Raw genomic sequence first — 25,828 nt, forward strand, 5'->3', positions numbered from 1 at the left:
CCCGCCGCCAGCAGCGGCGACCAACTACACTCGAACGAGTGTTCGCTCATCGGTAGGCGCCCTGCACCCACCAGCGACCGTCCTCGTGGACCAGCAGCAACGCGACCTCCCCCTCGTCGGAGTCGGCATCGGGGTCGAGCACCACCTGCACCCGGACCACCGACCGCGGCGGCACCTGCGACGCGGGCGCCAACGCACCGCCCGCCAGCAGTTCCGCCCACCAGCGCTCCGCCACCGGCCACGGCCCGGCCCACCGCGACACCGCCCGGGACCGCCCGCCGGAGACCACCACCCGGCTCGGCTCGGCGGTCAGCCGGTGACGTGCGGTGACCCCCACCGGGCGGTCCTCGGCGTCGAGCACCTCCGCCGGCCACGGCGCCTCGGGGACCACCGACGGCGACGGCGCGGGCAGCCGTCCCGGCCACGGGCGACCGGGGTCCAGCGCGGGTCGGCGCTCGTCCCCCCACCGCACGAACCGCACCCGGTCCCGCAGATCGCGACCACCGTCGGGCACTCCGGTCAGCACCGCGTCCGGCCCGAGCATCCCCTGCACCCGGGCGAACGCGCGGCCCGCGCGGGCATCGGCCTCCCCGGTGGCCGAATCGAGCAGGTCGAGTTGCAGCGCACCGGCTCCCACCACCTCCTCCGGACGCAGGCCCAGCACGCTCACCCCGGCCGTCGGGCGCTGCTCACCACCACGCGCGTTCAGCCAGCCGTCGAGCTGCCAGCGCACCCGGTCCGCGGTGGCCGCGGGCGTCAGGGGCTCGGCGCACCGCCACACCCGGTGCAGCTCCTCGCCGTGCTCGGTGCGCGCCGAGATCCCCAGCCGGGTGCACGCCAGCCCCAGCGCCGCCAGCTCGGCGTGCAGCCGGTCGGCCAGCACCTTGGCGACGAACGCCGCCGAGTCGACCCGCTCCACCGGCGGATCCAGGTGCTCGGCGACCACCAGGTCCGGCGGCGGCCGTCGGCGGCGGACCGGACGCTCCTCCCGGCCGCCGGCCGCGCGGTGCGCCAGCAGCGCGTCGGTGCCGAAGCGGGTCGCGACGTCCGACGGCGCCAGCGCGGCGAAGTCGCCCAGCGTGCGGATCCCCAGCCGCCGCAACAGGTCCACCAGCGCCGAGCGGTCCACCTCGCGCGGACCGACGAGCTGGTCGACCTCCTCGACGGCCAACGGCGCCAGGAAGTCCCGGCTGCGCCCGGGCTCGACGACCATCCCGCGCCGGGCGGCCAGGACCGCCGCGAACAGACCGTCGGCGATGCCGACCTGGCACTCCACGTCGGCCCGCGCCTCGACCTGGTCCACCACGCGCTCGGCCGCGGTCTCCTCGGAGCCGAAGTAGCGCGCCGGTCCCCGGACCGGCACGGCCACCAGGCCCGGCCGCACCACCTCCACGCCCGGGACCAGTTCCTCGACCGCCACCACGACCGGCTCGAACGCCCGGGCGTCCCGGTTCGGGTCGTGCTCGCACACCACGAGTTCCGGGCAGCGGCTCTGCGCCTCGCGGCGGCGCATCCCGCGCCGGACCCCGCTCGCGCGCGCGGTGGCCGAGCAGGCCACCACGCGGTTGGCGTGGCACACCGCGGCGGGTTCCCGCGGGCCCAGACCGGCCGCCCGGGACGCGGCGACCACCGGCCAGTCCGGACACCACACGACGAGTCGACGAGGGGCCATCGGCCTCACCCCGCCACCGGGCGCAGTCCGGGCCGCACCGCCGCGGGGCGGCGCTCCTCGGGGAGCGGAGCCGCGGCGCCACCGGGCCCCGGGAGCAGCAGGCGGCACGAGCGCCCCCGGGAGACCGCACCGCGCCCGGCGGCGCGCACCGTCACCTCGCGCTCCCGCAGGTGGCCGTGGCCTCGCCCCAGCCCGCGCCATCCGGCATCGGTGCAGCGCAACCGGACCTCGGCACCGGGCCACCCGCCGAACGGCAGCAGCACGGAACCTCGGTTGCGCGCCCGGGCCGACAGCCGCCGGGCGTCCTGGTCGGGCACCTGCCGCGTTCCGCCCACCGCCACCACGTCGACCCCGTCGAGCAGCGCGGCGACCACGCCGACCGGGTCGTTCCCGGGCCGGGGCACCACGGCGAGCCGGGACAGCTCGACGCCCGCCTCGGCTGCCGCGACCAGGCTGATGCCCGGCAGCCCGACCACGGCCGCCCAGGAGCCGCTCGCCGTCACCTCGGACAGCAGCGCGAACAGCAGCGACACCGAATCGTGGACCGCTACCGTGCTGCCACGGCGCAGCCCAGGCCATGGCAGCACGGCAGCGAGTTCCGCCCGCGTGGGCAGCACCCGTCCCGCGTCGTCGGGACCGCCCCGGGTCTCGGCGGCCAGTGCGTCCAGGGACACCCCGTCAGCCGAGGACACACCGTCCAGCCCCGCCAGAGACGCCATCGCGGACATCGCTGCCTCCCCACCTCGTGACCGCGCGGGTGCCCGACACCCCGGCTCGGGCACCCGGTAGCCGCCGTGGGGAAGACAGCGGCGGGACACCGGCGCTGCGCCTGCACCCGAACACAGCGCCGGTCCCGTCGGAGTGGCCGACCCCCGACAGCAGCCACTACCGATCTTCGAATCTCAGTTCGAACAATTCAAGTAAACCCCGCGCACCGTCGCCCCGTCAAGCGTTCTGACCAAATCAGGTGAACACCAGTTCGATCTCCATTTGTCGCCAAAAGTCTGGCTACACTCGCCGACATGGCCACGATCCCGCTGGGCGACGCCCGCAACCGGCTGTCCGAAGTGGTCGTGCAGGTCCAGACCACCCACGAGCGGGTCGTCATCACCCGCCACGGACGCCCCGCCGCCGTCCTGGTCGCTCCCGACGACCTCACCGCCCTTGAAGAGACCCTCGACCTCCTCAGCACGCCCGGCGAGGCCGAGGCCGTCCGGGAAGGCGTCGCGGACGCGGCGTCGGGCCGGTTCGCCGACGCCGACGAGATCCGGAGGCGCTACCAGCGGTGAGCCACGACGTCCGGATCACCGCGTGCGCCGCCCGCGACCTGGCGCGCCTGCCGGAGCGGACCGCCGCCGCGTGCGTCCGGTTCGTCTTCGGGCCGCTCGCCGACGCGCCCACCGAGGCGGGCGACGGGCTGCGCGGCGAGTTCGAGGGCCTGCGCTCGGCCCGCCGGGGGTCCTACCGGGTGGTCTACGCGGTCCGGAAGAACGACGTGGTCGTGCACGCCATCCGGGCCGCCCACCGCGCCGGTGCGCAGGGCTGACGCGCGGCGCCGGACCCGCGCGGGCCCGGCGCCGCGCCGGGCTCACCCGCCGAGCCTGCGCAGCACGGACAGGCGCCGTTCGTACTCCTCCTCCGTGATGCCGCCGCGGGCGAACTCCTCGGCGAGCACGGACAACGCCGAACGCATCGGCCGCTCGCGGCGGCTCCGCCGCCACAGCACGACCGCGGTCACGACGACCGCGATCCAGAACAGGCCCCAGACGATCGGGAACACGGGCCACCACGGACCCGGCCCCCACTCGTGCCCCCAGTGCGGCCCCACCGCCAGCGCGGTCGTGACACTGCTCAGCGCGCTCATCGCCGCTCCTCCTCCGGTCTCCTCCCGCCGCCCGCGGACCGGGCGGCGTGCGTCCCAGACTTCCCGGAACCGGGCCGGAGCACGTCCGCCGCGGAGCGCGTCTTCGCGCTACGTCAGCGGGCGTAGCCGGGCGCGGTCGGCTAACCCCGCGGGTTGACCAGGCCGGACTCGTAGGCCGCGACCACCAGCTGAGCCCGGTCCCGGGCGCGCAGCTTGGTCATGACGCGGCTGACGTGGGTGCGGGCGGTCGCCGGGCTGATCACCAGGCGGGCGGCGATCTCGTCGTTGGACAGCCCGCCGCCGACCAGCGCCAGCACCTCGCGCTCCCGCTCGGTCAGCTCGGCGAGCACCGCCCGGTCCGGAACCCGCGGCCGGGAGACGAACTCGGCGATCAGCCGCCGGGTGATCCGCGGTGCGAGCAGCGCCTCGCCGTCGGCCACCACGCGCAACCCGCGCAGCAGGTCGACGGGTTCGGTGTCCTTGAGCAGGAAACCGCTCGCTCCGGCGTGCAGCGCCTCGTAGACGTACTCGTCGAGGTCGAAGGTCGTCAGCACGAGGACCCGGACCCGCTCCAACGCCGGGTCGGCGGTGATCTCGCGGGTGGCGGCGAGCCCGTCCGCGCCCGGCATCCGGACGTCCATCACCACGACGTCCGGGCGGTGCCGACGGGCCAGGGCGACCGCCGCCGCGCCGTCGGCGGCCTCGCCGACCACCTCGAAGTCCGGTTCGGTCTCCAGCAGGACCCGGAAACCCGCGCGGACCAGCGCCTGGTCGTCGGCCAGCAGCACCCTGATCACCCGTCACCTCCGGTCAGCGGCAGCCACGCGCGCACCTCGAACCCGCCGCCCGGACGCGGACCCGAGGTCACCCAGCCGCCGAGCACCCGCGCCCGTTCGGCCATGCCGCGCAGGCCGGTACCGGTGCCGGGCTCGGTGCCCGAGGGACGACCGTCGTCCGACACCACGAGTTCCACCCCGTCCTCCTCGCGTCGCAGCCGCAGGGTCACCGCCCGCGCGCCGACGGCGTGCCGGACGACGTTGGTCAACGACTCCTGCAGGATGCGGTACGCGGCGGCGTCGACGTGCCGCGGCAGCGGCCCGAGCGATCCGTCCACCGCGACTTCCAGACCCGCGTTCCGGCCGGTCGACACCAGATCGGCGAGCCGGTCGAGGCCCGGCGCGGGCGCGAGATCGCCGAAGCCGCGCAGCAGCGCGAGCGTGCGGCGCAGGTCCTCCAGCGCGGTCCGGCTGGCCTCCTTGATCTCCAGGAGAGCACGTTTGGCCTGGTCCGGGCGCTTGTCGGCGACGTGCGAGCCGACCCCGGCCTGGACGCTGATCATCGCGAGGCTGTGCGCCACGACGTCGTGGACCTCGCGGGCGATGGCCAACCGCTCCTGCTCCGCGCGCCGCTGGTCCGCCTCGGCGGCCTCCTTGCGCGCCGCCGCCAGCGACGCCGCCCGCGCGCGGAAGGCCGAACCGACCGCCACGGCCGCGACACCGCCGAGCAGCAACGCCCCGCCCAGTCCCAGCGCGTGGTCCGCGCGCCCGGTCCCCACCACGTCCACGAGCACGTCGAACGCGACGAGAGCCGCACCGACCGCGGCGGCGCGCGAAGGGCCCCGCAGGAACGCGTAGGTGCCCAGCGCCAAGGCCGGTCCGAGCACGTTCGGGCCGCCGGGGAATCCGAGCGCGTAGTAGCCGACCAGCGCACCCGCGGACACCAGGAGCGTCGTCAGCGGCGCACTGCGGCGCCACGCGAGCACCAGCGTCCCGGCCATCAGCAGCACGACGCCGACAGCGGGCACGAAGTGCGGCTCGTGCGCGTACCAGCGGGCAGGCCCCAGCGTCGCGGCCACGACGAAAACGGTCAGCAGCACCGCGAGCACCGCGTCGACCGCCGACGGCACCAGCCTGCGACTCACACGTCGACATTACGGCAGCTCACCGCCGCCGCGCGTACGTCGTGGAGCGTAAACAGGGCGGGCCCCGGAACCCCCGGAGCCCGCCCCGACCGACGACGTCAGTGCGCGAAGTGGCGCGTCCCCGTCAGGTACAGCGGCACCCCGGCCGCCTCGCAGGCCGCGATGGTCTCGGAGTCGCGCACCGAGCCACCCGGCTGCACGATCGCGCGCACCCCGGCGTCCAGCAGCACCTGCGGACCGTCGGCGAACGGGAAGAACGCGTCCGAGGCGGCCACCGAGCCCTTCGCCCGGTCGCCGGCGCGGGTCACCGCCAGCCGCGCCGAGTCGACCCGGTTCACCTGGCCCATCCCGACTCCGACCGTGGCGCCGGAGTCGGCCAGCAGGATCGCGTTGGACTTGACCGCGCGGCAGGCCCGCCAGGCGAACTCCAGGTCAGCCAGGGTGGCCTCGTCCACCGGCGAACCGGTCGCCAGCGTCCAGTTCGCCGGGGCGTCGCCCTCGGCGTCGATCGCGTCGGAGCCCTGGACGAGCATGCCGCCGGAGATCGCGCGCATCTCGACCCGGCCCGCCCGGGGCGGCTGCGCGGTCAGGATCCGGATGTTCTTCTTGCGGGTCAGCACGTCCACGGCGCCCTCGGCGTAGCCGGGCGCCACCACGACCTCGGTGAAGATCTCCGCGACCTGCTCGGCCATCTCCACGGTGACCTCGCGGTTCGTCGCGATCACACCACCGAACGCGCTGACCGGGTCGCACTCGTGCGCCTTGCGGTGCGCGGTGGCGAGGTCGTCGGCCACGGCGATGCCGCAGGGGTTGGCGTGCTTGATGATCGCCACGCACGGCCGGGAGTGGTCGTGCGCCGCGCGCCAGGCGGCGTCGGCGTCGACGTAGTTGTTGTAGGACATCTCCTTGCCGTGCAGCTGCGCCGCAGCCGCCAGCCCGGTCGCCTCGCCGCCGGAGACGTACAGCGCGGCCGGCTGGTGCGGGTTCTCGCCGTAGCGCAGCGAGGAGCGCCGCTGCCAGGTCTCACCGATCCAGCCCGGGAACGGCGAGTCGTCACCGACCGGGACCCGGCTCATCCACGAGGCCACCGCGACGTCGTAGGAGGCGGTGTGGCGGAACGCCGCCGCGGCCAGCTCGACCCGGTCGCCGTGCGTGAACCCGCCGTCGCGGACCTGCTCCAGCACCCACTCGTAGCGGTTCGGGTCGACCACCACCGCCACGTTCGCGTGGTTCTTCGCCGCGGCCCGGACCATGGCCGGACCACCGATGTCGATCTGCTCGATGACCTCGTCCTGGCCGGCGCCCGAGGCGACGGTCTGCACGAACGGGTACAGGTTCACCACGAGCAGGTCGAACGGCGGGATGTCCAGTTCGCGCAGCTGGTCGGCGTGCTCGGGCCGCCGCAGGTCGGCGAGCAGCCCGGCGTGCACCCGCGGGTGCAGCGTCTTGACCCGGCCGTCCAACGCCTCCGGGAAGCCGGTGAGCTCCTCGACCGGGGTGACCGGCACACCGGCCGAGGCGATCGTGCGGGCCGTTCCGCCGGTGGACACGATCTCGACCCCGGCGGCGTGCAGCCCGGTGGCCAGCTCCAGCAGACCCGACTTGTCCGACACGCCGATCAGCGCGCGGCGAACTGCTCGCCGCTCCTGCGAGTTCGCGGTCACGGGATACTCACCTTCCGTCCCTGCACGGTCCAGCCGTGCAGTGCCAGCTGTTCCAGGGTGTCGACCAGCAGCCGCCGCTCGACCTCCTTGATGCGCTCGTGCAGGCTCGCCTCATCGTCGTCCGGCCGCACCGGAACGGCCTCCTGCGCGACGATCGGGCCGGTGTCCACCCCGGCGTCCACGACGAACAGCGTGCAGCCGGTGACCCGCACCCCGTACTCCAGGGCGTCACGCACGCCGTGCGTGCCGGGGAACGACGGCAGCAGCGCCGGGTGGCTGTTGAGGTACCGACCCGCGTAGCGGGCGAGGAACTGCTCGCCGACGAGCTTCATGAAGCCCGCCGACACCACGAGGTCCGGTTCGTGCTCGGCGCAGGCGTCCGCCAGCGCCCGGTCCCACTCGGACCGGTCGGCGTGGTCGCGCAGCCGCCGCACGAAGGTCGGGATCCCGGCGCGTTCGGCGCGGGCCAGACCCTCGATGCCGGTGCGGTCGGCGCCCACCGCGACCACCCGCACCGGGTGGTCGGGAGCGCTCGTGGCGTCCAGCAGGGCCTGCAGCAGCGTTCCGGAGCCGGACACCAGGACGACCACGCGCGCTGGTCGCGCCGTCCGGAACCGGGTCGGTCGGGAGAGCGCGGTGGCGCTCGGCTGATCAGGCGTGGTCGGGTTCAGCGTTCGCTCCTGACATGCCTCGGCACGATCTCCGAGGGCAGCGTAGGCGCCGCGGGTCGCGTCGGTCCCGCCAGGTCCGGGCCGAGTGGCGCATCCCTCACTCGCGTTCGCCGGGCGGCCCCTCCGCCGGACGGTCGAGGTCGAACTCGCCGGGGTCGATCTCGGCGGTCTCGACCTCGACCGGGTGCGGCTCGTCCTCACCCGGCTCGTCGTCCGCGGGCTCCTCCGCCGCGACCTCCTCTGTTCCTCCCGGTTCCTCGGGTGCCGCGGCCTCGTCGGGGTCGTCCTCGGCCGGTTCGGGCTCCTCGGCGAGGTCCTCCTCGTCGGGTTCCGCGGTGAACCACGCGACCGCGGTGGCAGGCAGGCCCACCCAGAACAGCGTCAGCACGACCAGCAGCCCGGGTCGCAACGTCACCGGGCCGAACCTCCCGGTCCCGAACTCCCCGCCCGCGATCCCCGCGAGCACGAGTGCGCCGAACGCGACGACGCCCGTCGCCACACCGGCGGTGACCAGGCACCGGGTCCCTCGCCGGCTCGCGCGCCCGATGACCGTCCCCACCGCGACGGGCAGCGCGAACGCGAGGATCCACCACAGCCGCGCGCCGTCGGACGGCAGCAGCGCGAGCAGCGGCAGGTCCGGCACCGGCCCCGGATCGGCGTGCAGCGGCTGGGCGGTGACCGCACCGACCGACACCCCGGAGCCGGTGGCGAACGACCACCCGGCAAGGACCGCGTTCGGCAGGTACAGCAACGTCACCAGCGTCGCCCCGAAGGCGTTGCCCGCCGTGCCGAGCCGGGCGAGCACCTCCACCACGTCGGGCGCCGACCAGCACAGCGCCACGAACAGCACCGCACCGCCCGCCGCGACGACGGCCGCCAGGCCCATCAGACCGACCCGCAGGCCCGACCAGACCGCGTCGTCCACCCGCTCCCAGAGCAGGTAGACCAGCCCGCAGCGGTTCGCCAGCCCGGCCGTCGCGGCGAGCGTGGCGATCAGCCCGCAGCCGAGGAACGCGTCCGCCGGGACCGCGGAGACCGGGCCGCGCAGCAGAACGGCGATCACGGCTCCCACGACGGCGTGGACCAGCCCCGTGGTGGCGATCACCGGCCACGCCTGGTCCGGGCGGCGCAGCCGCGATCTGCGCGCGACCAGCGCCGACCCCACGGCGACGAGCGACATCTCGCCGACGGTCGGCAGCAGCGGCAGGACCCCCAGCGGGCCGCCGTCGACGGTCAGCGGCACCTGGTTCAGCGCCAGCCACCCGGGCAGGCCCGCGACCAGCACCGCGAGCGGGTCGAAGCGCGCCGCGGTCGCGGTACCCACGACCAGTGCGATCAGCACGACGGCCAGCAGGTATCCGAGCAGCAACACGGCCGCGAGCACCGCGACGAACAGCCACCTGCGGACGCCGGAGCGACGCGGCGTCGCGGCGTCGGCGGTGGGACGGGGAATCGAGTCGAGCACGGGCACGCCGTCGAATGTCGCACCGCGATTCCGTCGAACGGGTCACAACACGCCGCCGCCTCCGTCCATCGAGCGACCGCCTGGCACGAGCCGCCGTTCGTCCGCAGTGGAGCGAAAACGGGAGGGCCGCCGGTTCCGCGGAACCGGCGGCCCTCCCGGGGACCGCGTCAGAAGTTCGAACCGGGGTGCGGCATCTGCTGGGTGCCCTGCGGTCCGCTGTTGCCCGACGGCCCGGACTTCGGCGGCTGCCCGCCGGACGGCGGCGTCTGGGACTGCCCACCGGACTGCGGGGACTGCCCACCGGACTGGGGCGGCTGTCCACCGGGCTGCGCAGGCTGGCCACCGGACTGGGGCGGGTTCGACGGCTGGGGCTGGCCGGCCGACTGCGGCCCGGACGAGGGGTTGAACCCGCCGGGCTGCGGGAACTGGCCGGGCACCGGCTTGCCGGGCGGGGTGAAGCCCTGCCCGCCGAAGTTCGGCGACGCGAACGGCGGCGGGGGCGGTGTCGCGGAACCGGAACCAGAGCCGGGGCCGGAGCCATCCCGCGACGGCAGGTTCACGATTCCGGCCTCCGCCAGCAGCACTGCCACCACGGCACCGGCCTGCACGATCGCGAGCAGCAGCAGCACGATCGCCATTCCGGCGGCACCGCCGCTCAGCACGCCCTGCAGCAGTCCCAGAGCGGCGTAGACGGCCAGCGGCGCCGCGGCGTACAGCGTGCTCGGCGCCTTCGGCAGGAAGCGCATGCCCGCCAGCACCGCGGCGAGCACCATCGAGAACCCGGACAGGCTGGCGACCGCGGCCTGCGCGGTGTCGTTGAAGAAACCGATCAGGTAGCCGACCAGACCGGCGACCGCCGCCACCAGGACCAGGAGATCGGCCGGTTCGAGCGAGCGCCCGGAGCCGGGCTTCTCCGTGGTCGGTTGCGGGGGCCTGGACATTGGCGCGGACATGTTGGCGACTCCTCGGGGGTGAAGTCGGTTGTTCGTGGACGGGGAAACGCGCCGACCGTACCGAACCGCCCCGAGTTCACCGGAACGTGACCGTGTACGGGGCCCGAAACGAGCCGGGGCCGGACGCTCAGCGGCGTCCGGCCCCGACAGCGCTGGGAAGCGCTCAGCCCTGGATGATCTCGCGCATCAGCCGGGCGGTCTCGCTCGGCGTCTTGCCGACCTTGACGCCGGCGGCCTCCAGCGCCTCCTTCTTCGCCGCGGCGGTGCCCGACGAACCGGAGACGATGGCGCCCGCGTGGCCCATGGTCTTGCCCTCCGGGGCGGTGAAACCGGCCACGTAGCCGACGACCGGCTTGGTGATGTTGGCCTTGACGTACTCGGCCGCCCGCTCCTCGGCGTCCCCACCGATCTCGCCGATCATGACGATCGCCTCGGTCTCCGGGTCGTCCTGGAACGCCTGCAGCGCGTCGATGTGGGTGGTCCCGATGACCGGGTCACCACCGATGCCGACGCAGCTGGAGAACCCGATGTCGCGCAGCTCGTACATCATCTGGTAGGTCAGCGTGCCCGACTTGGACACCAGACCGATCTTGCCCGAGCCGGTGATGTCGGCCGGGATGATGCCGGCGTTGGACTTGCCGGGGGAGATGATGCCGGGGCAGTTCGGGCCGATGATCCGGGTCTTGTTGCCGGTGGCCTTGGCGTGCGCCCAGAAGTAGGCCGAGTCGTGCACCGGGATGCCCTCGGTGATCACCACGGCCAGGCCGATCTCGGCGTCGATGGCCTCGACCACGGCGTCCTTGGCGAACTTCGGCGGCACGAAGATGACCGACACGTCGGCGCCGGTCTCCTTCATGGCCTCCTCGACGCTGCCGAAGACGGTGAGCTGCTTGCCCTCGATCTCGACGGTCTGACCGGCCTTGCGGGCGTTGACGCCACCCACGATGTTGGTGCCGGACCGCAGCATCCGGGCGCTGTGCTTGGTGCCCTCAGAGCCGGTGATGCCCTGAACGATGACCTTGCTGTTCTCGTTGAGGAAGATAGCCATCGCGCCTCATGCCCCCGCAGCCAGCTCGGCGGCCTTGTCGGCCGCGCCGTCCATGGTGTCCACCATCGTCACCGCCGGGTGGTTGGCCTCGGCGAGGATGCGGCGCCCCTCCTCGACGTTGTTGCCGTCGAGCCGGACGACCAGCGGCTTGGTGGCCTCGTCGCCCAGGATCTTCAGGGCCTGCACGATGCCGTTGGCGACCGCGTCGCAGGCGGTGATGCCGCCGAAGACGTTGACGAACACCGACTTGACGTCCGGGTCCCCCAGGATGACGTCCAGACCGGCGGCCATGACCTCGGCGGACGCACCGCCGCCGATGTCCAGGAAGTTGGCCGGCTTGACGCCGTCGTGCTTCTCACCGGCGTAGGCGACCACGTCCAGGGTGGACATGACCAGACCGGCGCCGTTGCCGATGATGCCGACCTCGCCGTCCAGCTTGACGTAGTTGAGGCCCTTCTCCTTGGCCTTGGCCTCCAGCGGGTCCTCGGCGGCGGAGTCGACCAGTTCGTCCTGCTTGGACTGGCGGAACGCGGCGTTGTCGTCCAGGGTGACCTTGCCGTCCAGCGCGATGATCTTGCCCTGCGGGTCCTTGACCAGCGGGTTGATCTCGACCAGCGTGGCGTCCTCGGCGACGAAGGTCTCCCAGAGCTTCACGATCACGTCGACGACCTGGTCGGCGACGTCCGCCGGGAACTTCGCGGCCTCGACGATCTCGCGCGCCTTGGCCTCGTCGACTCCCTGGATCGGGTCGATGGCGATCTTGGCCAGCGCCTCGGGCTTGGTGGCCGCGACTTCCTCGATCTCCATCCCGCCCTCGACCGAGGCCATCGCCAGGAAGTTCCGGTTGGCGCGGTCGAGCAGGAAGGAGAAGTAGTACTCGTCGGCGATGTCGGAGGCGCTGGTGACCAGAACCTTGCGGGTGACGTGGCCCTTGATGTCCAGACCGAGGATCGCCTCGGCCTTGGCCTGCGCCTCGTCCGGGTTCTCGGCCAGCTTCACGCCGCCGGCCTTGCCGCGGCCCCCGGTCTTGACCTGGGCCTTGACGACAACGGGCCCGCCGAGCTGTTCGGCGGCTGCCTTGGCCCCTTGCGGATCGGTGGCCACGGCGCCGGGCAGCGTCGGCACTCCGTGGGAGGCGAAGATTTCCTTCGCCTGGTACTCGTACAGGTCCACTCGACTCTCCTGCGACGTCGGTGTCGGACTCCGGTGACCATATCGACCTGCGATGACGCCTGGGGCGGCGCACCCGGTGAACTGCCTCACCCGGAGCGGCCGGTCAGCCCAGGTGAATCCTTCAAGCACGAGGCCGAGGGCAACGCACCCATCGTCTGCCGTGACGAACGGAACAGCATCCTCACCGGGTCCGACCGGCGAGCGCGGCCGTTCCCAGCAGCGCGACGATCCCGGCGGCGCCGAGCCACACGCCGATCCCGGGTGCCGAACCGTCGATCCGCCCTGCGGTGAGCGGGAACTCCAGCACCCGCACGGCCACGACCAGCGCGGCCCCGCACAGCAGCGCGACGGCCCGCGGCGGACGGCACATCGGCGCGAGCACCGCGGCGCCGACGACCGCGAGCAGCGCGATCACCAGGCCCCACGACGTGGTGCCGAACGAGGCGAACACGCCGGGCGGGGTGTAACCGGGGCCGGTCACCACCGGGAACGCGAACGCCCCGGCGCCGAGCACCAGTGCGAGCAGCGCGGGCACCAGCACCCGACGGCTCATCGCGATCTCGGTGAGGTCCACGTCGTCGCGCTCCACGCCGCCGGCCAGCGCGGCGGTGACGGCGGCGAACACCGCGAACAGCACGGCGAACCCGGCGGCCCACGCGCCGATTCCGGCCTGCGCCCCGGTCACCTGCAGCGCGGTGAACACCGCGTCGAGAACGCCCGCCGCGGCGAACGGGACCACCGCGCAGACCACCGGCAGCATCGGCCGCAGCCACGGCGCCACGCGGCGCACCAGCAGACCGGCGCCGAGCAGCACCAGCAGCAGCCCGGCCGGCCAGAGCAGCCGCGCCGGGTACGGCGACGGGTCGCGCAGGTAGAACGGCATCCGAAGCCGGGGGGCGATCGCTGCCACGATGGCGAGCACCCCGGCCACCAGGGCGAATCCGGCGGTGAGGGCGAGCAACCTGGTCAACGCGGGCAGCCGCAGGTCGTCCTCCTGCCCGCCGAGGTGCACCCGTCCGGCCGGCACCGCGAGCACCGCCAGCGCCACGATCGCCACCAGCCCCAACGCCGGTCCCCACCCGAAGTGCAGTCCCGGTACGACCGCGACCGCGACCAGCGGCGGGACGACGACCCCGGCGAGCGCCGCGGCCACGCCGAGCAGACCACCGCGCGCGAAGTCGGGATCGGAGGAGCCGGCGGCGAACCCGGCGGCACTCGGCACGCCGACGGCCAGCAGCAGGCTGCCGACCAGCACCATCACCGGCGAGTCCACCGCGGAGCGCGGCAGCAGGTACGGGTCGTCGGAGCCGAACGGGGCCATCAGCACGCCCACCGCCGCGACCACACCGGCGCAGAACACCAGCGCCAGCAGTCCCTGCCGGCGGGCCCCCGACTCGGCTTCCGAGCCGGCCGGTTCCAGCCCGCGAACGGCGAGCAGCCCCGCTCCGGCGACGGCGATGTGCCCGGCGAGCAGCAACCACACGCCGATCGACGGGCCGTAGGTGTCCAGGGTGTTGATGTGCAGCAGATCCGGCCGCGCCGCGAGCGAGGGGTCGACGACGAACTGCAGGTCCTGGAGCAACCTGCCCGGGACCAGCACGGCGGGGCCGATGAGCGCGGCGGCCGCGGTCGTCGGCCGCCCGCGCCGGGTGAACAGCACCGCGAGCGCCGGGGCGAGCAGGGCGAGCACCAGCGACATCGGCCACGCCGGGAAAGCGGCGGGCGCGCCGGGGTCGACGAGTCCGAGCAACGGTCCGAGGCTCACCAGCAGCGCTCCCACCACGGCGACCGCGATAGCGGCGCGCAACGGCGCGCCCGACGGTCGGTCGGTGCTGGTGGGCCGGGGTGTTGCGGCGGGAGCGGAGGAGCCGCCGGACGGAAGGTCTGGCCGCGCAGTCACCGCGCAGACGCTAGCAACCCGGACGCCCGGGTCGCAGCCCCGCCCGCTCTCGACGCGGACACGCCTGAACGGAGCACGTCCGAGTGCCATCAAGCGCCTCTTGGAGTGTGACTTGCGTCACTATCGATGACCCGCGGGTGTCTGGATCGTGCCACCTGTCCGGCCTCGCTGAGCCATCCGGACCGCATTCCGGGGATCACGAAGTCGCTGGCAGTGTCGACCCGCACATCGAGGCGATCACGTTGCGCGCCCGCACGATCCGGGCACACCCCGTGCCGGAACGGTCACTGATCGGGATTTGCCCCTCGGGGATCGACTTCGTTACTGTCCTCCGGTCCGTTGTCACGGTCTGATCACGAAAGACCCCATCGCCGGTTACCCCGACCGGCGCCGGCCCCCCGACCGGCCTCGTGATCGGACTCCCCGAGACGGAAGGGCAGGTCCTTGGCTCGACACCGCTCCCCGGGCGGCGAACAACCTTCCCCGATCGACGCGGAGTCGTTCCCCGGCGATTCCGCCGACCGGGATGCACCCCGGATCCCGGCACCGTCCTCGGCATGGCGCGGCCGCGTGGTCGTCGCCGCCGTCGCCGCAGGCGCTTTCGCCGCCGCCGGCCAGTCGCTGGCCGCCGGTGAGGGCAATGCAGCGGCCGAACCGGACGACTTCAACCCGCGCGATGCGGCGGCCACCTTCAACACGGCCGCGGCGGAGACCTCGACCTCCCACCTGGGCACGGGCGGCAACGCGCCCGCTCCCGAAGTGCTGCCGGTCGCGAAGAAGTCCGACGCCGACGCCGAGTTGCAGAAGGTGGCCAAGGGCGAGCGCATCGCCCAGGAACGCGCCGCTGCCGAGGCGGAGGCCAACCGCCCCAAGTACGTCGTGCCCGCGCAGGGCGTGTTCACCTCGGGCTTCGGCGGCCGTTGGGGCACCACGCACTACGGCATCGACATCGCCAACTCCAAGGGCACGCCGATCGTCGCGGCGGCCGACGGCACCGTGATCGAGGCGGGCCCGGCGAGCGGCTTCGGCCTGTGGGTCCGGGTGCAGCACGACGACGGCACGATCACCGTGTACGGCCACGTCAACACCATCACCGCCGAGGAAGGCCAGCAGGTCAAGGCGGGCGACCAGATCGCCACCATGGGCAACCGCGGTTTCTCCACCGGTCCGCACCTGCACTTCGAGGTGTGGAATCCGAGCGGCAAGAAGGTCAACCCGCTGCCCTGGATGCAGGAGCACAACATCTCCCCGCTGTGACCGCCTGTCTTCGCTGGTAGCACGGCAGGCCGTGCGGGCGAACCCGCCCGGCTCCGCCGGCGGGCGGGCGTAGGTTGTGCGCGTGGCCGACCGGATTCCGCTGACGGGCGCGCAGGAACGGCTGCTGGTCCCGCTCCACGCACGCGCCCTGGACAGCCGCAGCCCGCGACCGGTGCTCGGCGACCGCACCGCCGTCCGCGCCCTGCGCCGCATCGACTCCCGCAGGCCGCGGGCGTCCGCCTGGACTCGAACCCTGGTGACCTTGCGCGCGAGGCTGCTCGACGAGTGGTCGGCCGACTTCCTCGCCGAACACCCGCACGCGGTCGTGCTGCACCTGGGCTGCGGGCTGGACAGCCGTTCCGACCGCATCCCGCTGCCCGAGGGTGTCGACTGGTACGACGTCGACCAGCCCGACGTCATCGCGCTGCGCCGGGAACTCCTCCCGGAGCCCCCCCCCCCCCCCGCCACACCGTCGCCGCCTCGGTCGCGGACCCCGCGCTGCTCGACCCGATCCCGGGCGACCGCCCGGTCCTCGTCGAGGGACTGGTGATGTACCTGTCCGAAGAGGACGGTCTTGAGCTGTTCCGGCGCATCACCGCGCACTTCCCGTCCGGCGAGCTGCTCTTCGACGCCTTCAGCACGGCCGGGGTGCGGCTGTCCAACAGGGCCAACCCGGCGGTCGTGACCTCCGGGGCCCGCCTCGGCTGGAGCATCGACGACCCCCACGACCTCGAAGGAGCCGTGCCGGGGCTGCGACTGGTCGCCGAGACCCCCTTCACCGGGAAGTCCGAAGTGGACGACCAGCCGTGGCCGACGCGGCTGCTGCTGGGCGCCATGACCCGCGTGCGCCCGCTGCGACGACTCAGCCGCCTGCTGCACTACCGGTTCTGACTCACAGCTTCGTCAGCGGGACGCTGCCGATCAGCATCAGCTTGACGGTGCCGGCGCTGCCGAAGTCGATGGTCGCCGTGGCGCGCGGCCCCTCACCCTCGGTGGACAGGACCGTGCCGAGCCCGTACTTGTCGTGCGTGACCCGGTCGCCCGCGGCCAGCTTGATGGCCACCGCGTCCTTCCAGCCCTTGGCGGGGGTGCTCCGCATGCCGTGCGCCGCCAGCCCGGCCTGCGCCGAGTCCGAACCGGTGCGGTCGGCTCGCCGACCGCCCCACGTGCTGCGGACCTGCGGCGCCGCCCGCTCCGGTTCGACGCGGCGCCACTGCACCAGTTCCTCGGGGATCTCGGTGAGGAACCGCGACGCGGGGTTGGTCATCGGCTGGCCCCACGCCGATCGCATCAGCGCCCGCGACACGTACAGCTGCTGCCGCGCCCGGGTGATGCCGACGTAGGCCAGTCGGCGCTCCTCGGCCTGCTCGGCGGGTTCACCGAGCGCGCGCATGTGCGGGAAGACCCCGTCCTCCCAGCCGGTCAGGAACACGACCGGGAACTCCAGGCCCTTCGCGGTGTGCAGGGTCATCAGCGTGACGACGCCGTCGCCGGACTCCGGCAGCGAGTCCGCGTCCGCCACCAGCGAGACGCGTTCCAGGAACGCCGACAACGAGTCGTCCGCGGGCAGCCCCAGCGTCTCCTCCTCGGCGTCCTCGGCCGCCGGGGTGGCCGCGGCGACCACCGCCTCCGCCGACGGTTCCGCCTCACCACCGGTCGGCTCCGCACCCCCACCGCGGGCCTCGGTGAACTCGCGGGCGACCGTGACGAGCTCGGTCAGGTTCTCCAGCCGGGTGGCGTCCTGCGGATCGTCGCTGGCGTCCAGCTCGGCCCGGTAACCGGTGCGCTCCAGGACCTGCTCCAGCACTTCGGCGACGTCGGACTCGACGGCGACGCTGCGCAATTCGTCGAGCAGGTCCACGAACCCGGCGATGGCCCGGCGGGCCCGCGTGTTCAGCGCGTCGACCTTCCCGGCCGCGGCCTGCCGCAGCGCGGATGCGAACGAGATCCGCTCCTGGTCCGCGTGCGCGGCGACGACGGCCTCCGCGCGGTCACCGATGCCCCGCTTGGGCACGTTGAGGATGCGCCGCAGGCTCACGGTGTCGTCCGGGTTGTCCAGCACTCGCAGGTAGGCCAGTGCGTCGCGGACCTCGCGGCGTTCGTAGAAGCGGACACCGCCCACGACCCGGTACGGTAGGCCGAGCCGGATGAACACCTCCTCGAAGACGCGGGACTGGTTGTTGGTCCGGTAGAACACGGCGATGTCGTTGAACGTCGCGGTGCCCTCGTCGACCAGCCGGTCGATCTCCCCCGCGACGAACGCGGCCTCGTCGTGCTCGTTGTCGGCGACGTAACCGACGATCGCCTCGCCGTCGCCGGCGTCGCTCCACAACCGCTTGTCGCGGCGGTTCGGATTGCGCCGGATCACCGCGTTGGCGGCGGAGAGGATCGTCTGCGTCGAGCGGTAGTTCTGCTCCAGCAGGATCGTCCGCGCCTGCGGGTAGTCGCGTTCGAACTCCTCGATGTTGCGGATCGTCGCGCCGCGGAAGGCGTAGATCGACTGGTCGGCGTCACCGACCACGCACAGCTCGGCCGGCTCCACACCGCTGTCGGTCGGCCCGGTGCCCACCAGCTCGCGGACCAGCACGTACTGGGCGTGGTTGGTGTCCTGGTACTCGTCGACCAGCACGTGCCGGAACCGCCGCCGGTAGTGCTCGGCGACCGCCGGGTGGTGCTGCAGCAGCTCCACGGTGCGCATGATCAGGTCGTCGAAGTCCAGGGCGTTGGAGTCGGCCAGCCGCCGCTGGTACGCCTCGTAGACCTGGGCGACCTTGCGCTCCATGTCGTTGCCCGCGCGCTCGGCGGCGGTCTCCGGGTCCACCAGTTCGTTCTTCAGGTTGGAGATCTGCACCGCGAGCGTGCGCGCCGGGTACCGCTTGGAGTCCAGCTCCAGCTCCCGCGCGATCATGGTGATCAGCCGCCGGGAGTCGTCGGCGTCGTAGATCGAGAAGCTCGACGAGAGGCCGAGCGTCTTGCACTCCCGGCGCAGCACGCGCACGCACATCGAGTGGAACGTCGACACCCACATCGCGTTCGCGCGCCGCCCCACCAGCTCGACGACCCGTTCCTTCATCTCGGCCGCGGCCTTGTTGGTGAAGGTGATCGCCATGATCTGGCCGGGGTGCGCGCCGTTGGCGAGCAGGTAGGCGATCCGGTGGGTGAGCACCCGGGTCTTGCCCGACCCCGCGCCCGCGACCACGAGCAGCGGGGAACCCGTGTGCACCACGGCATCGCGCTGCTGCGGGTTCAGGCCGGTGAGCAGGTGTTCCGGATCAGGCCCCGGACGTCCGGCGGCCTCGGACCGCTCCGACCGCGACGACCCGTGCTGCGGGAGATCGAAGAGGGTGCTCATCGTGGGTCCACGTTACCGGCCTCCCCTGTCAGAACCCGAATCCCGGCACCGCACCGTCCGACCGGCGGCGCCCGCCCCGCACGCCCTGGGCTCCCGGGCGCCGGGGCGCAGCCCGTGCGGCGTGGGACGAGGCGATGCGGGGCCGCGCGACGCCGGGCGAGGTCGTTCCGGACCGGTCGCCGTCGATCCGGTCGGCCCCGGGCCTTCGGGGGCTCGTCGGCCGGTTCCGGGCCGGTCGGTTCCGGGCCCAGACGGGCCCATCCGTGCTGGGTCCATTCGTGCTGGGTGCATTCCTGCTGGGTGCATTCGTGGTGGGCCCATCCGTGGTGGGCCGGTCGGCGTGCAGTGATCATGCTTCCACGTTGCACCCAGGTCGGACCGAGTTCCAGGAACTTCACTCGAACTAGTGGTCGAGAGCGTCCACGTACCGGGAAGTTCGGGGCATCACATGGCCAGGCCGCTCCGCGCTGTGGCAGACTGGCGCCGTGCTGACGCAGACTTACGAGTTTTTCTACGGGCTCCGGACTCCGGCGCCCGTGGCTGCGTGAGCTCCACAACCACTACGACGCCCCGGAGTCCTCGGACTCGGGGCGTTCGCGCGTCGGGGACGGGGACGGGGCCGAGAGCCGGAAGGACACCCCGATGAACGCCCCCGTGGACGGTGACCAGCAGAAGTCCGGAACAGCCGCCGAGGACCCCACCGCGGCCATCGCGAGCTTCCGCGACGAGATCGACCACCTCGACGCCGAGATCCTGCGCCTGGTCAAGCGGCGCGCCGAGGTCTCCCGCCAGGTGGGCCAGGCCCGGATGGCCGCAGGCGGACCCCGCATCGTCTACAACCGCGAGATGGACGTGCTCGCGCGCTACCGCGAACTCGGCCCGGAAGGCCGTGAACTCGCGATGATCCTGCTCCGGCTCGGCCGCGGACGGCTCGGCCACTAGCGCGTGTTCCACAAGCGGCGTCAGCCGCTTTCTCTTTCGGTGAGTGGTCTCGCGGCTCGCACCGCCGCGGGTTCTCAGCGGTCGTCTCGCGAGGACAGCCCCGACGCTGTGTATGGGGGGATACATGAGTCGGGGCTCCCGGAGCTGGTGTGGCTGTGGCGCGTCAGCGCCTCGTTGGGGGGCGGTGGCCGGGTGAGGGGCGGGCCGCTGAGGTTCCGCTCCCGGCACCGCCACGCACAGCACTTCCGAAACACTCCCTAGAACCACCGGCGCCGCGCGGGGCGGCCGCGGCCGCCCCGCGGTGGCGTCGACCCGATCAGTTCGCCGCCCAGCCGCCGTCCATCCGGAACGACGAGCCGGTCACCGACGTGGTCCCCGGGCCGCAGAGCCAGATCGCCAACGCGGCGACCTCGTCGGGCTCGACCAGCCGCTTGATCGGCGTGCGGGCCAGCAGCACGTCCTCGATGACCTGCTCCTCGGGAACCCTGTGGAGCACCGCCTGCTCGGCGACCTGGCGCTCCACCAGCGGCGTCCGGACGAACCCCGGGCAGATGCAGTTGGACGTCACCCCGCGCGAGGCGCCCTCCAGCGCGATCGTCTTGGACAACCCCTCCAGGGCGTGCTTCGCGGTGACGTACGCGCTCTTGAACGGCGAGGCGCGCAGGCCGTGGATCGACGAGATGTTGATGACCCGCCCCCAGCCGCGGGCGTACATCTGCGGCAGCGCCGCGCGCACGATCCGGAACGGGGCCTCCACCATCAGCCGGAGCATCGCGGCGAAGGTGTCGGTCGGGAATTCCTGGATCGGGGCGACGTGCTGGAAACCGGCGTTGTTGACCACGATGTCGGCGCCGGCTCCGACCTCGCCGGCGGCGTCCGGGTCGCTGAGGTCGACGACCCGGGCCTCGGCTCCGATGTCGGCGGCGAGCGCCTGCACCTTCTCGGCGGACCGGTCCACGGCGACGACCTCGGCTCCTCCGGCGGCGAGGCGCCGGGCCACGGCAGCGCCGATGCCGCTGGCGGCACCGGTGACGACCGCGCGCCTGCCCGGCAGGCCGGCGGGTTCGGGCTCGGTGTTGTCCGGACTCGCATGCTCGTCCGAGCGATCGCTCATAGCCTTCAGAACCTAGGGGTGGGCGCGGTCTCAATCCAGAGGCCGCGAGCAACCTTTTCCGGCTGCCGAGGACGCGGAACCGGAATCGCCGGATATCCCCCATACCGGGCACGCCGCGGAGAGGGCAGACTGGAGGCATGGGTGCAGTTGTCGGACTTGTCGCCGTCCTCGTGACGATCGCCGCGGTGCTCGCGGCCGCCGGACACGCCGGTTATCTCGCGCTGCTGACCTCCGCGGCGAAGAAGCGCGCAGGCGGGCAGCCCGCGGTCGAGTTCGCGCGCAAGCGGTTCCCGGTGGCCGGTGTCGGCCTCGCGGTCAGCCTGCTGGCGCTGCTGATCTCCAGCGGGACCAGCAGCATCGGCTGGGAGGTGTTCGCCATCCTGCTCGGCGGCGGCAGCGGAATCGGCTCGGTGAAGGCGCTGCAGAGCACCCAGGCGCGGTTCCGGGGCGGCCAGTTCTGAGTCATCACCGAGCGTGCCCGCCCGACCCCGCAACGCAGTCGATCAGGCGGCCGCCTAGGCTGTGACCATGACCACTCCGGCGGGTTCCTCCGCGGACGTCCGGCGCGCGCTCGTGGTCACCGCGCACCCCGACGACGTCGACTTCGGGGCGGCGGGCACGGTCGCGAGCTGGACCGCCGCGGGCATCTCGGTCAGCTACTGCATCTGCACCTCCGGCGAGGCCGGCGCCTGCGACGGGGTGCCGCGCGAGGAGGTGCCCCGACTCCGGGAGGAGGAGCAGCGCGCTGCTGCCGCCGCCGTCGGCGTCACCGACGTGCGGTTCCTCCGCCACCAGGACGGCCGGGTGACTCCCGACCTGCGGCTGCGGCGGGACATCACCGAGGTGATCCGCGAGGTGCGCCCGGACCGGGTGGTCACCCACTCCCCCGAGATCAACTGGGCCCACGTCGCGGTCTCGCACCCGGACCACCGCGCCGTCGGCGAGGCCGCGTTCGCCGCCGTGTACCCCGACGCGCGCAACGAGTTCGCGCACCCGGAACTGCTCGACGCCGGTCTGCGACCGTGGACCGTGCGCGAACTGTGGATGTCGGAATCACCCGAAGAGCGGATCAACCACACCGTCGACATCACCGATCAGTTCGACGCGAAGCTCGCGGCTCTGGCGGCGCACCGGTCGCAGACCTCCCACCTCGACGACCTCCGGGGGATGATCCGCCGGCACCTGGAGCGCACCGCCGAGCGGTACGGGCGCGCCGGCCGCCTGGCCGAGGCGTTCCACGTGGTCAACACCGCGTGACCTGCAGAAAGCCGAGAACCCGATGGACAGCGGCAGCACTTCCGGCTGGAGCGGTCGGCTCGATCTCCCCGCCCGTCGTCCGGCCACCTCCCGCCATGGGGACGCCGGGCGTCGTGGCGGTGGCCAGTCGGTCGCCGGTCGGGGGGACGACGAGGCGGGGGCCTGCGGGTTGCAGAAGTTCGACCTGGGGATGGTCCCGGCGTCGGTGACGCCGCCGCGGACGTGGCGGCGCGCCGCGTGGTTCGCGATCTCGACGTCGGCCGCGGCGCTGGGCGGGCTGGTGGCGGCGACGACGCTGCTGGTCGGCCACCCGACCTCGGTCGACGGGCTGCACCTGCCGGGCCTGCCCCGCGGGCGGTACTACCCGCCGCTGCCCGCGCACGACCTGTACTACCTCGACGGCGACCCGAGTCGGCCGACGGCGTCCCGGCAGTCGAGTTCCCGGCAACCTTCGCCTCGGGAACCGGCCGCTGCGGGGACCGCAGACCGGCCCACCACCGCGGTGCGGCCGCCGGAGCTCCCCGCGGCGCCGAGCCCGACGACGACCTCGCCCGAACCGGTGCTCGGCGACCGGCCGGCCGCCCCGCCCACCACGACGCGGCCGCCGACCAGCGAAGCGCCCTACCTCGTCGCCCTCTCCGACGTCGAGGAGGTCGAGTTGCGGTCGGAGAGCTACTTCTCCGCGATCGCGCGCGGGGACGTGCGCGCCGCCTACGCGCTGACCACCGGTGATCTGCGGGAGGAGGGGTTCGCGTCGTTCGCGACCCGCTACGAAGGCGCGGTGCGGGTGGAGGTGCTCGGGGTGTCGGTGCGGTCCACCAGCACCGTGAACACGATCCGGATCACCGAACCCGACGGGACCGCGAGAACGGAGCGGCGACGGCTGACGTTCTCGCTCGGCGACGACCCGCTGGTCAACGCCGACGACAGGATGTACTGACCGCCGGGAGTCCGGCGACGGCCAGCCGCGGAGCGCGACGTGGAGCAGCACGACCGCCGGTCCGGGAACGACATCCCCGACCTCCCCACCCGGCACCGGGCCGGGCGCGTGGCCTTCGGGGTGTTCGCGCTGGTGCTGGTGTGCGGATCGGCGATCGCCACCGCGACGATCACCTCCGCGCCGCCGGGGGCGCCGCGCCCCGAGGCGCAGGCAGCGCCGATCCGCGGCGCCGCGGCACTGCGGATCGACCTGGTGCGCGACGCGCGGTGGCCGTTCACCGGCAACGCCGGGTTCGCGGTGGCCGACGACACCGGTCCGGCTCCGCCGGAACCGGAGCCCAGCCCGGGCGGACCGCACGCGGCGAACCCGGCGGCGGGCAGCGAACGGGAGGCGCTCCGGCTCGTCGCCGAGTTCTACGACCGGCTCGCCCGGGCGGCGCTGCGGGTGCTGCGCGCGGAGCTGGTGAACGGTCACCGGGAGGCCCTCGTCCGGTCCTGGTCGCAGGTGCGCTGGGTGCGAAGTTCGGTCCGGGAAGGACCGCTCGGCACCGTGCTGGCCGATGTCGAGGCCGGTTACCCGGGCGGGCAGCGGGTGGTGCTGTCCCAGCTGGTCACCGTGGCCGTCGGGGACTCCCCGGAGATCACCGGCGTCGAACTGCTCACCGCGCGGCACTTCGCCCGCTGAGATCACGCGCTCGGGTGTTCTCACAACAATGCGGCAACGACGTTCGCGCACCGAACGGCGCTACGGGCGAAACGGACGCCGTTGGTACCGTTGCGCCGCACAACGGGTTTCCTCGCCCGTTGCCGCCGAAAGGATCAACGAGACCAGGGCAAACGGGTGTGACCGAGGCCCCGTTCGGACGATCGCGGCGGGCTCGGCGGGTAGCGTCGAATTCGGTGCCCCGGATCTTTCGACTTCGGGCCTACGCCCACACGGCGTCGGCTAGGCTGCCGTAACGCGACTCGGGCTGGCCGTCGGCAACCCGGGACGCGGTGAGAACGTGTACATGTCGGAGGACCGGAGCAGGTCCGCCTAAACCGCCGATGTCCGGTGGGGACCCCGCCGGAGCCTTCGACGGGTTTCCGCAGGACATCGATAGCAGTACGGGGAGACGTCGGTGAGCGACGAAGGTCGCCTGGTCGCCGGACGCTACCGAGTGCAGCGACGCATCGGCAGTGGCGCGATGGGCGTGGTGTGGGAGTGTGTGGACGAACGCCTGCACCGCACGGTCGCGGTCAAGCAGTTGCTGCTGCAGCCCGGCCTGGATCCGGGTGAAGCCGAGGAAGCGCGGCAGCGGGCAATGCGGGAAGGCCGGATCGCGGCACGCCTCCAGCACCCGAACGCGATCTCGGTCTACGACGTGGCGGAGGACGAGGGCCAGCCGGTCCTCGTCATGGAGTACCTGCCGTCCACCAGCCTGGCGGCGATGATGAACGAGCACGGGCCGCTGCCCCCGCGCGAGGTCGCGCGGATCGGTGCGCAGGTGGCCTCGGCGCTCGGCGCCGCGCACGCGGCCGGGGTGGTGCACCGGGACATCAAGCCCGGCAACATCCTGCTCGGCGACAACGGCACGGTGAAGATCACCGACTTCGGCATCTCGCGCGCCCAGGGCGACGTGCAGGTCACCAAGACCGGAATGCTCGCGGGCACCCCGGCGTACCTGTCGCCGGACGTGGCCATGGGCCAGGAGCCGACGCCGGCCTCGGACGTGTTCTCCCTCGGCGCGACGTTGTACGCGGCGATCGAAGGCCGCCCGCCGTTCGGGCTCAACGAGAACACCCTGGCGCTGCTGCACGCGGTCGCCGCCGGGAAGATCGAGCCGCCGCAGCAGGCCGGGCCGATGGCCCAGCCGCTGATGGCGATGATGCACGCGCGGGTCGAGGACCGGCCGAGCATGGCGCAGGTCGTGGAGATGCTCCAGGCCGTCGCCGACGGCATGTCGGTCACCTCGGTGCCCGCGGCGGCCGCGCCGATCCCGCCCGCGCTGGCGCCGGAGTCCAGCAACCCGGACCTGGAGCCGACCCACCTCGCGGGCCAGGACGGCACGACCGTCGCGTACTACGACGAGGACCCGTACTCCGAGCAGGCCTACGAGAACGCCACCTCCTACATGGGTGAGGACACCCGGGGGGACGCGGCGGTCTACGAGGAGCCGCGCCGGAGCAAGCGACCGGTCGTGATCTCGGGCATCGCGCTCGTCGCGGTCGCGGTGATCGGCGTGCTGGTGGTCTCGGCGATGACCAGGACGCAGCAGCCGACGGAGCCGACCGGCCACCAGGAGACCACGCAGGCTCCGCTGCCGCCGCCCCCGGCGCCGGAGACCAGCGACACCGACACCTCCACCTACGAGAAGCCGACGCGCACCACGTCGCGGACCACGCACACCACGACGGAGAGCACGCCGAGCAGCACTCAGGAGGAGACGCCGACCTCCACCCAGACGCAGCCGACCACCAGCAACGAGCAGCCGACGTCGTCGCACCAGAAACCGACCACGACTTCGGAGAGCGGCAGCGGTTCGGGTTCGAGCACCGGCGGCGGCTCGGCCTCGGATTCCGGTTCGTCGTCGGGGCCCTGACCTATCCGGTCGGAGTCGTCCGCAGGCCGGGGTGGGCGCCACGCGGTACCCACC

25 protein-coding genes are annotated in these 25,828 nt (G+C 73.2%); 11 read left to right on the top strand and 14 right to left on the bottom strand.

All coding sequences use genetic code 11. The features are described 5' to 3' along the window. Nucleotides 1-46: 46 nt before the first annotated feature. Together NV263_RS27595 and NV263_RS27600 are read right to left on the bottom strand one after the other, a co-directional pair. Nucleotides 47-1,672, bottom strand: coding sequence for a DNA polymerase Y family protein (locus tag NV263_RS27595; RefSeq protein WP_263249643.1), 1,626 nt, complete (start codon nt 1,670-1,672; stop codon nt 47-49). Nucleotides 1,673-1,677: 5 nt separating this feature from the next. Next, nucleotides 1,678-2,400, bottom strand: coding sequence for a hypothetical protein (locus tag NV263_RS27600; protein WP_263249645.1), 723 nt, complete (start codon nt 2,398-2,400; stop codon nt 1,678-1,680). A 294-nt stretch (nt 2,401-2,694) separates the two neighbouring features. Here NV263_RS27600 and NV263_RS27605 point away from each other — a divergent pair, with 294 nt between their 5' ends. Together NV263_RS27605 and NV263_RS27610 are read left to right on the top strand one after the other, a co-directional pair. Next, complete coding sequence (locus NV263_RS27605; RefSeq protein WP_263249646.1) at nt 2,695-2,961, top strand: type II toxin-antitoxin system Phd/YefM family antitoxin; 267 nt, start codon at nt 2,695-2,697, stop codon at nt 2,959-2,961. Beyond that, on the top strand, nt 2,958-3,218 hold the full coding sequence (locus NV263_RS27610; RefSeq protein WP_263249648.1) for a type II toxin-antitoxin system RelE family toxin: 261 nt from the start codon (nt 2,958-2,960) through the stop codon (nt 3,216-3,218). The genes NV263_RS27605 and NV263_RS27610 overlap by 4 nt, the downstream gene beginning before the upstream one ends. Nucleotides 3,219-3,260: 42 nt before the next feature. On the opposite strand, the gene NV263_RS27615 is transcribed toward NV263_RS27610, so the two are convergent. The 10 genes from NV263_RS27615 to NV263_RS27660 all read right to left on the bottom strand — a co-directional run bounded on the left by NV263_RS27615 (nt 3,261) and on the right by NV263_RS27660 (nt 14,331). Beyond that, a complete protein-coding gene (locus NV263_RS27615) occupies nt 3,261-3,536 on the bottom strand; it encodes an SHOCT domain-containing protein (RefSeq protein WP_263249650.1) in 276 nt (91 codons plus the stop codon). A gap of 140 nt (nt 3,537-3,676) precedes the next feature. Then, complete coding sequence (locus tag NV263_RS27620; RefSeq protein ID WP_263249651.1) at nt 3,677-4,333, bottom strand: response regulator; 657 nt, start codon at nt 4,331-4,333, stop codon at nt 3,677-3,679. Continuing rightward, nucleotides 4,330-5,457, bottom strand: a complete 1,128-nt coding sequence (locus NV263_RS27625; RefSeq protein ID WP_263249652.1) for a sensor histidine kinase — start codon at nt 5,455-5,457, stop codon at nt 4,330-4,332. The genes NV263_RS27620 and NV263_RS27625 overlap by 4 nt, the downstream gene beginning before the upstream one ends. A gap of 98 nt (nt 5,458-5,555) precedes the next feature. After that, the gene (gene purH / locus NV263_RS27630) at nt 5,556-7,121 is read right to left on the bottom strand and encodes a bifunctional phosphoribosylaminoimidazolecarboxamide formyltransferase/IMP cyclohydrolase (RefSeq protein ID WP_263249653.1); all 1,566 of its coding nucleotides are present in this window, start codon (nt 7,119-7,121) and stop codon (nt 5,556-5,558) included. Next, the gene (gene purN, locus NV263_RS27635; protein ID WP_317630376.1) at nt 7,118-7,699 is read right to left on the bottom strand and encodes a phosphoribosylglycinamide formyltransferase; all 582 of its coding nucleotides are present in this window, start codon (nt 7,697-7,699) and stop codon (nt 7,118-7,120) included. Before purN ends, purH begins: the two co-directional genes overlap by 4 nt. A gap of 190 nt (nt 7,700-7,889) precedes the next feature. Continuing rightward, nucleotides 7,890-9,263 (bottom strand): cell division protein PerM, encoded by a 1,374-nt coding sequence (locus NV263_RS27640; protein WP_263249655.1) that lies wholly within the window; start codon nt 9,261-9,263, stop codon nt 7,890-7,892. Between the two features lie 161 nt (nt 9,264-9,424). Beyond that, complete coding sequence (locus tag NV263_RS27645) at nt 9,425-10,210, bottom strand: DUF5336 domain-containing protein (protein ID WP_263249656.1); 786 nt, start codon at nt 10,208-10,210, stop codon at nt 9,425-9,427. 163 nt (nt 10,211-10,373) lie between these two features. After that, entirely contained in the window at nt 10,374-11,258 is an 885-nt protein-coding gene (sucD, locus tag NV263_RS27650) for a succinate--CoA ligase subunit alpha (RefSeq protein ID WP_263249657.1), read from the bottom strand. 6 nt (nt 11,259-11,264) lie between these two features. Then, nucleotides 11,265-12,431 carry an ADP-forming succinate--CoA ligase subunit beta gene (gene sucC, locus NV263_RS27655; RefSeq protein WP_263249658.1) on the bottom strand — a complete coding sequence of 389 codons (1,167 nt, stop codon included), beginning with the start codon at nt 12,429-12,431 and terminating at the stop codon, nt 11,265-11,267. A gap of 181 nt (nt 12,432-12,612) precedes the next feature. After that, the gene (locus NV263_RS27660) at nt 12,613-14,331 is read right to left on the bottom strand and encodes a hypothetical protein (RefSeq protein ID WP_263249659.1); all 1,719 of its coding nucleotides are present in this window, start codon (nt 14,329-14,331) and stop codon (nt 12,613-12,615) included. Between the two features lie 570 nt (nt 14,332-14,901). On the opposite strand from NV263_RS27660, the gene NV263_RS27665 reads away from it, so the two are divergent. The 3 genes from NV263_RS27665 (at nt 14,902) to NV263_RS27675 (ending at nt 16,479) form a co-directional block, all read left to right on the top strand. Beyond that, on the top strand, nt 14,902-15,588 hold the full coding sequence (locus tag NV263_RS27665; protein ID WP_263254398.1) for a M23 family metallopeptidase: 687 nt from the start codon (nt 14,902-14,904) through the stop codon (nt 15,586-15,588). Between the two features lie 82 nt (nt 15,589-15,670). Further along, nucleotides 15,671-16,138 (top strand): class I SAM-dependent methyltransferase, encoded by a 468-nt coding sequence (locus NV263_RS27670; RefSeq protein WP_263249661.1) that lies wholly within the window; start codon nt 15,671-15,673, stop codon nt 16,136-16,138. Next, on the top strand, nt 16,138-16,479 hold the full coding sequence (locus NV263_RS27675; RefSeq protein WP_263249663.1) for a hypothetical protein: 342 nt from the start codon (nt 16,138-16,140) through the stop codon (nt 16,477-16,479). The genes NV263_RS27670 and NV263_RS27675 overlap by 1 nt, the downstream gene beginning before the upstream one ends. 1 nt (nt 16,480) lies before the next feature. Here NV263_RS27675 and NV263_RS27680 read toward each other — a convergent pair whose 3' ends face one another. Next, the gene (locus tag NV263_RS27680) at nt 16,481-18,940 is read right to left on the bottom strand and encodes a UvrD-helicase domain-containing protein (protein ID WP_263249664.1); all 2,460 of its coding nucleotides are present in this window, start codon (nt 18,938-18,940) and stop codon (nt 16,481-16,483) included. 642 nt (nt 18,941-19,582) lie between these two features. On the opposite strand from NV263_RS27680, the gene NV263_RS27685 reads away from it, so the two are divergent. Next, complete coding sequence (locus NV263_RS27685) at nt 19,583-19,882, top strand: chorismate mutase (protein ID WP_263249666.1); 300 nt, start codon at nt 19,583-19,585, stop codon at nt 19,880-19,882. Between the two features lie 316 nt (nt 19,883-20,198). Here NV263_RS27685 and NV263_RS27690 read toward each other — a convergent pair whose 3' ends face one another. Then, nucleotides 20,199-20,996 (bottom strand): 3-hydroxybutyrate dehydrogenase, encoded by a 798-nt coding sequence (locus tag NV263_RS27690; protein ID WP_263249667.1) that lies wholly within the window; start codon nt 20,994-20,996, stop codon nt 20,199-20,201. 137 nt (nt 20,997-21,133) lie between these two features. Here NV263_RS27690 and NV263_RS27695 point away from each other — a divergent pair, with 137 nt between their 5' ends. The 5 genes from NV263_RS27695 to NV263_RS27715 all read left to right on the top strand — a co-directional run bounded on the left by NV263_RS27695 (nt 21,134) and on the right by NV263_RS27715 (nt 25,774). Further along, entirely contained in the window at nt 21,134-21,457 is a 324-nt protein-coding gene (locus NV263_RS27695) for a hypothetical protein (protein WP_263249668.1), read from the top strand. Between the two features lie 67 nt (nt 21,458-21,524). Beyond that, the gene (locus NV263_RS27700; protein WP_263249669.1) at nt 21,525-22,253 is read left to right on the top strand and encodes a PIG-L deacetylase family protein; all 729 of its coding nucleotides are present in this window, start codon (nt 21,525-21,527) and stop codon (nt 22,251-22,253) included. A 22-nt stretch (nt 22,254-22,275) separates the two neighbouring features. After that, on the top strand, nt 22,276-23,193 hold the full coding sequence (locus NV263_RS27705) for a hypothetical protein (protein WP_263249670.1): 918 nt from the start codon (nt 22,276-22,278) through the stop codon (nt 23,191-23,193). 39 nt (nt 23,194-23,232) lie between these two features. Next, on the top strand, nt 23,233-23,877 hold the full coding sequence (locus NV263_RS27710; protein ID WP_263249671.1) for a hypothetical protein: 645 nt from the start codon (nt 23,233-23,235) through the stop codon (nt 23,875-23,877). A 436-nt stretch (nt 23,878-24,313) separates the two neighbouring features. Beyond that, nucleotides 24,314-25,774, top strand: coding sequence for a serine/threonine-protein kinase (locus NV263_RS27715; RefSeq protein ID WP_263249672.1), 1,461 nt, complete (start codon nt 24,314-24,316; stop codon nt 25,772-25,774). The last annotated feature ends 54 nt before the right edge of the window (nt 25,775-25,828 follow it).

The sequence above is a fragment of the Saccharopolyspora rosea genome (genome assembly GCF_025643595.1).
GTDB classification, from domain to species: domain Bacteria; phylum Actinomycetota; class Actinomycetes; order Mycobacteriales; family Pseudonocardiaceae; genus Saccharopolyspora; species Saccharopolyspora rosea.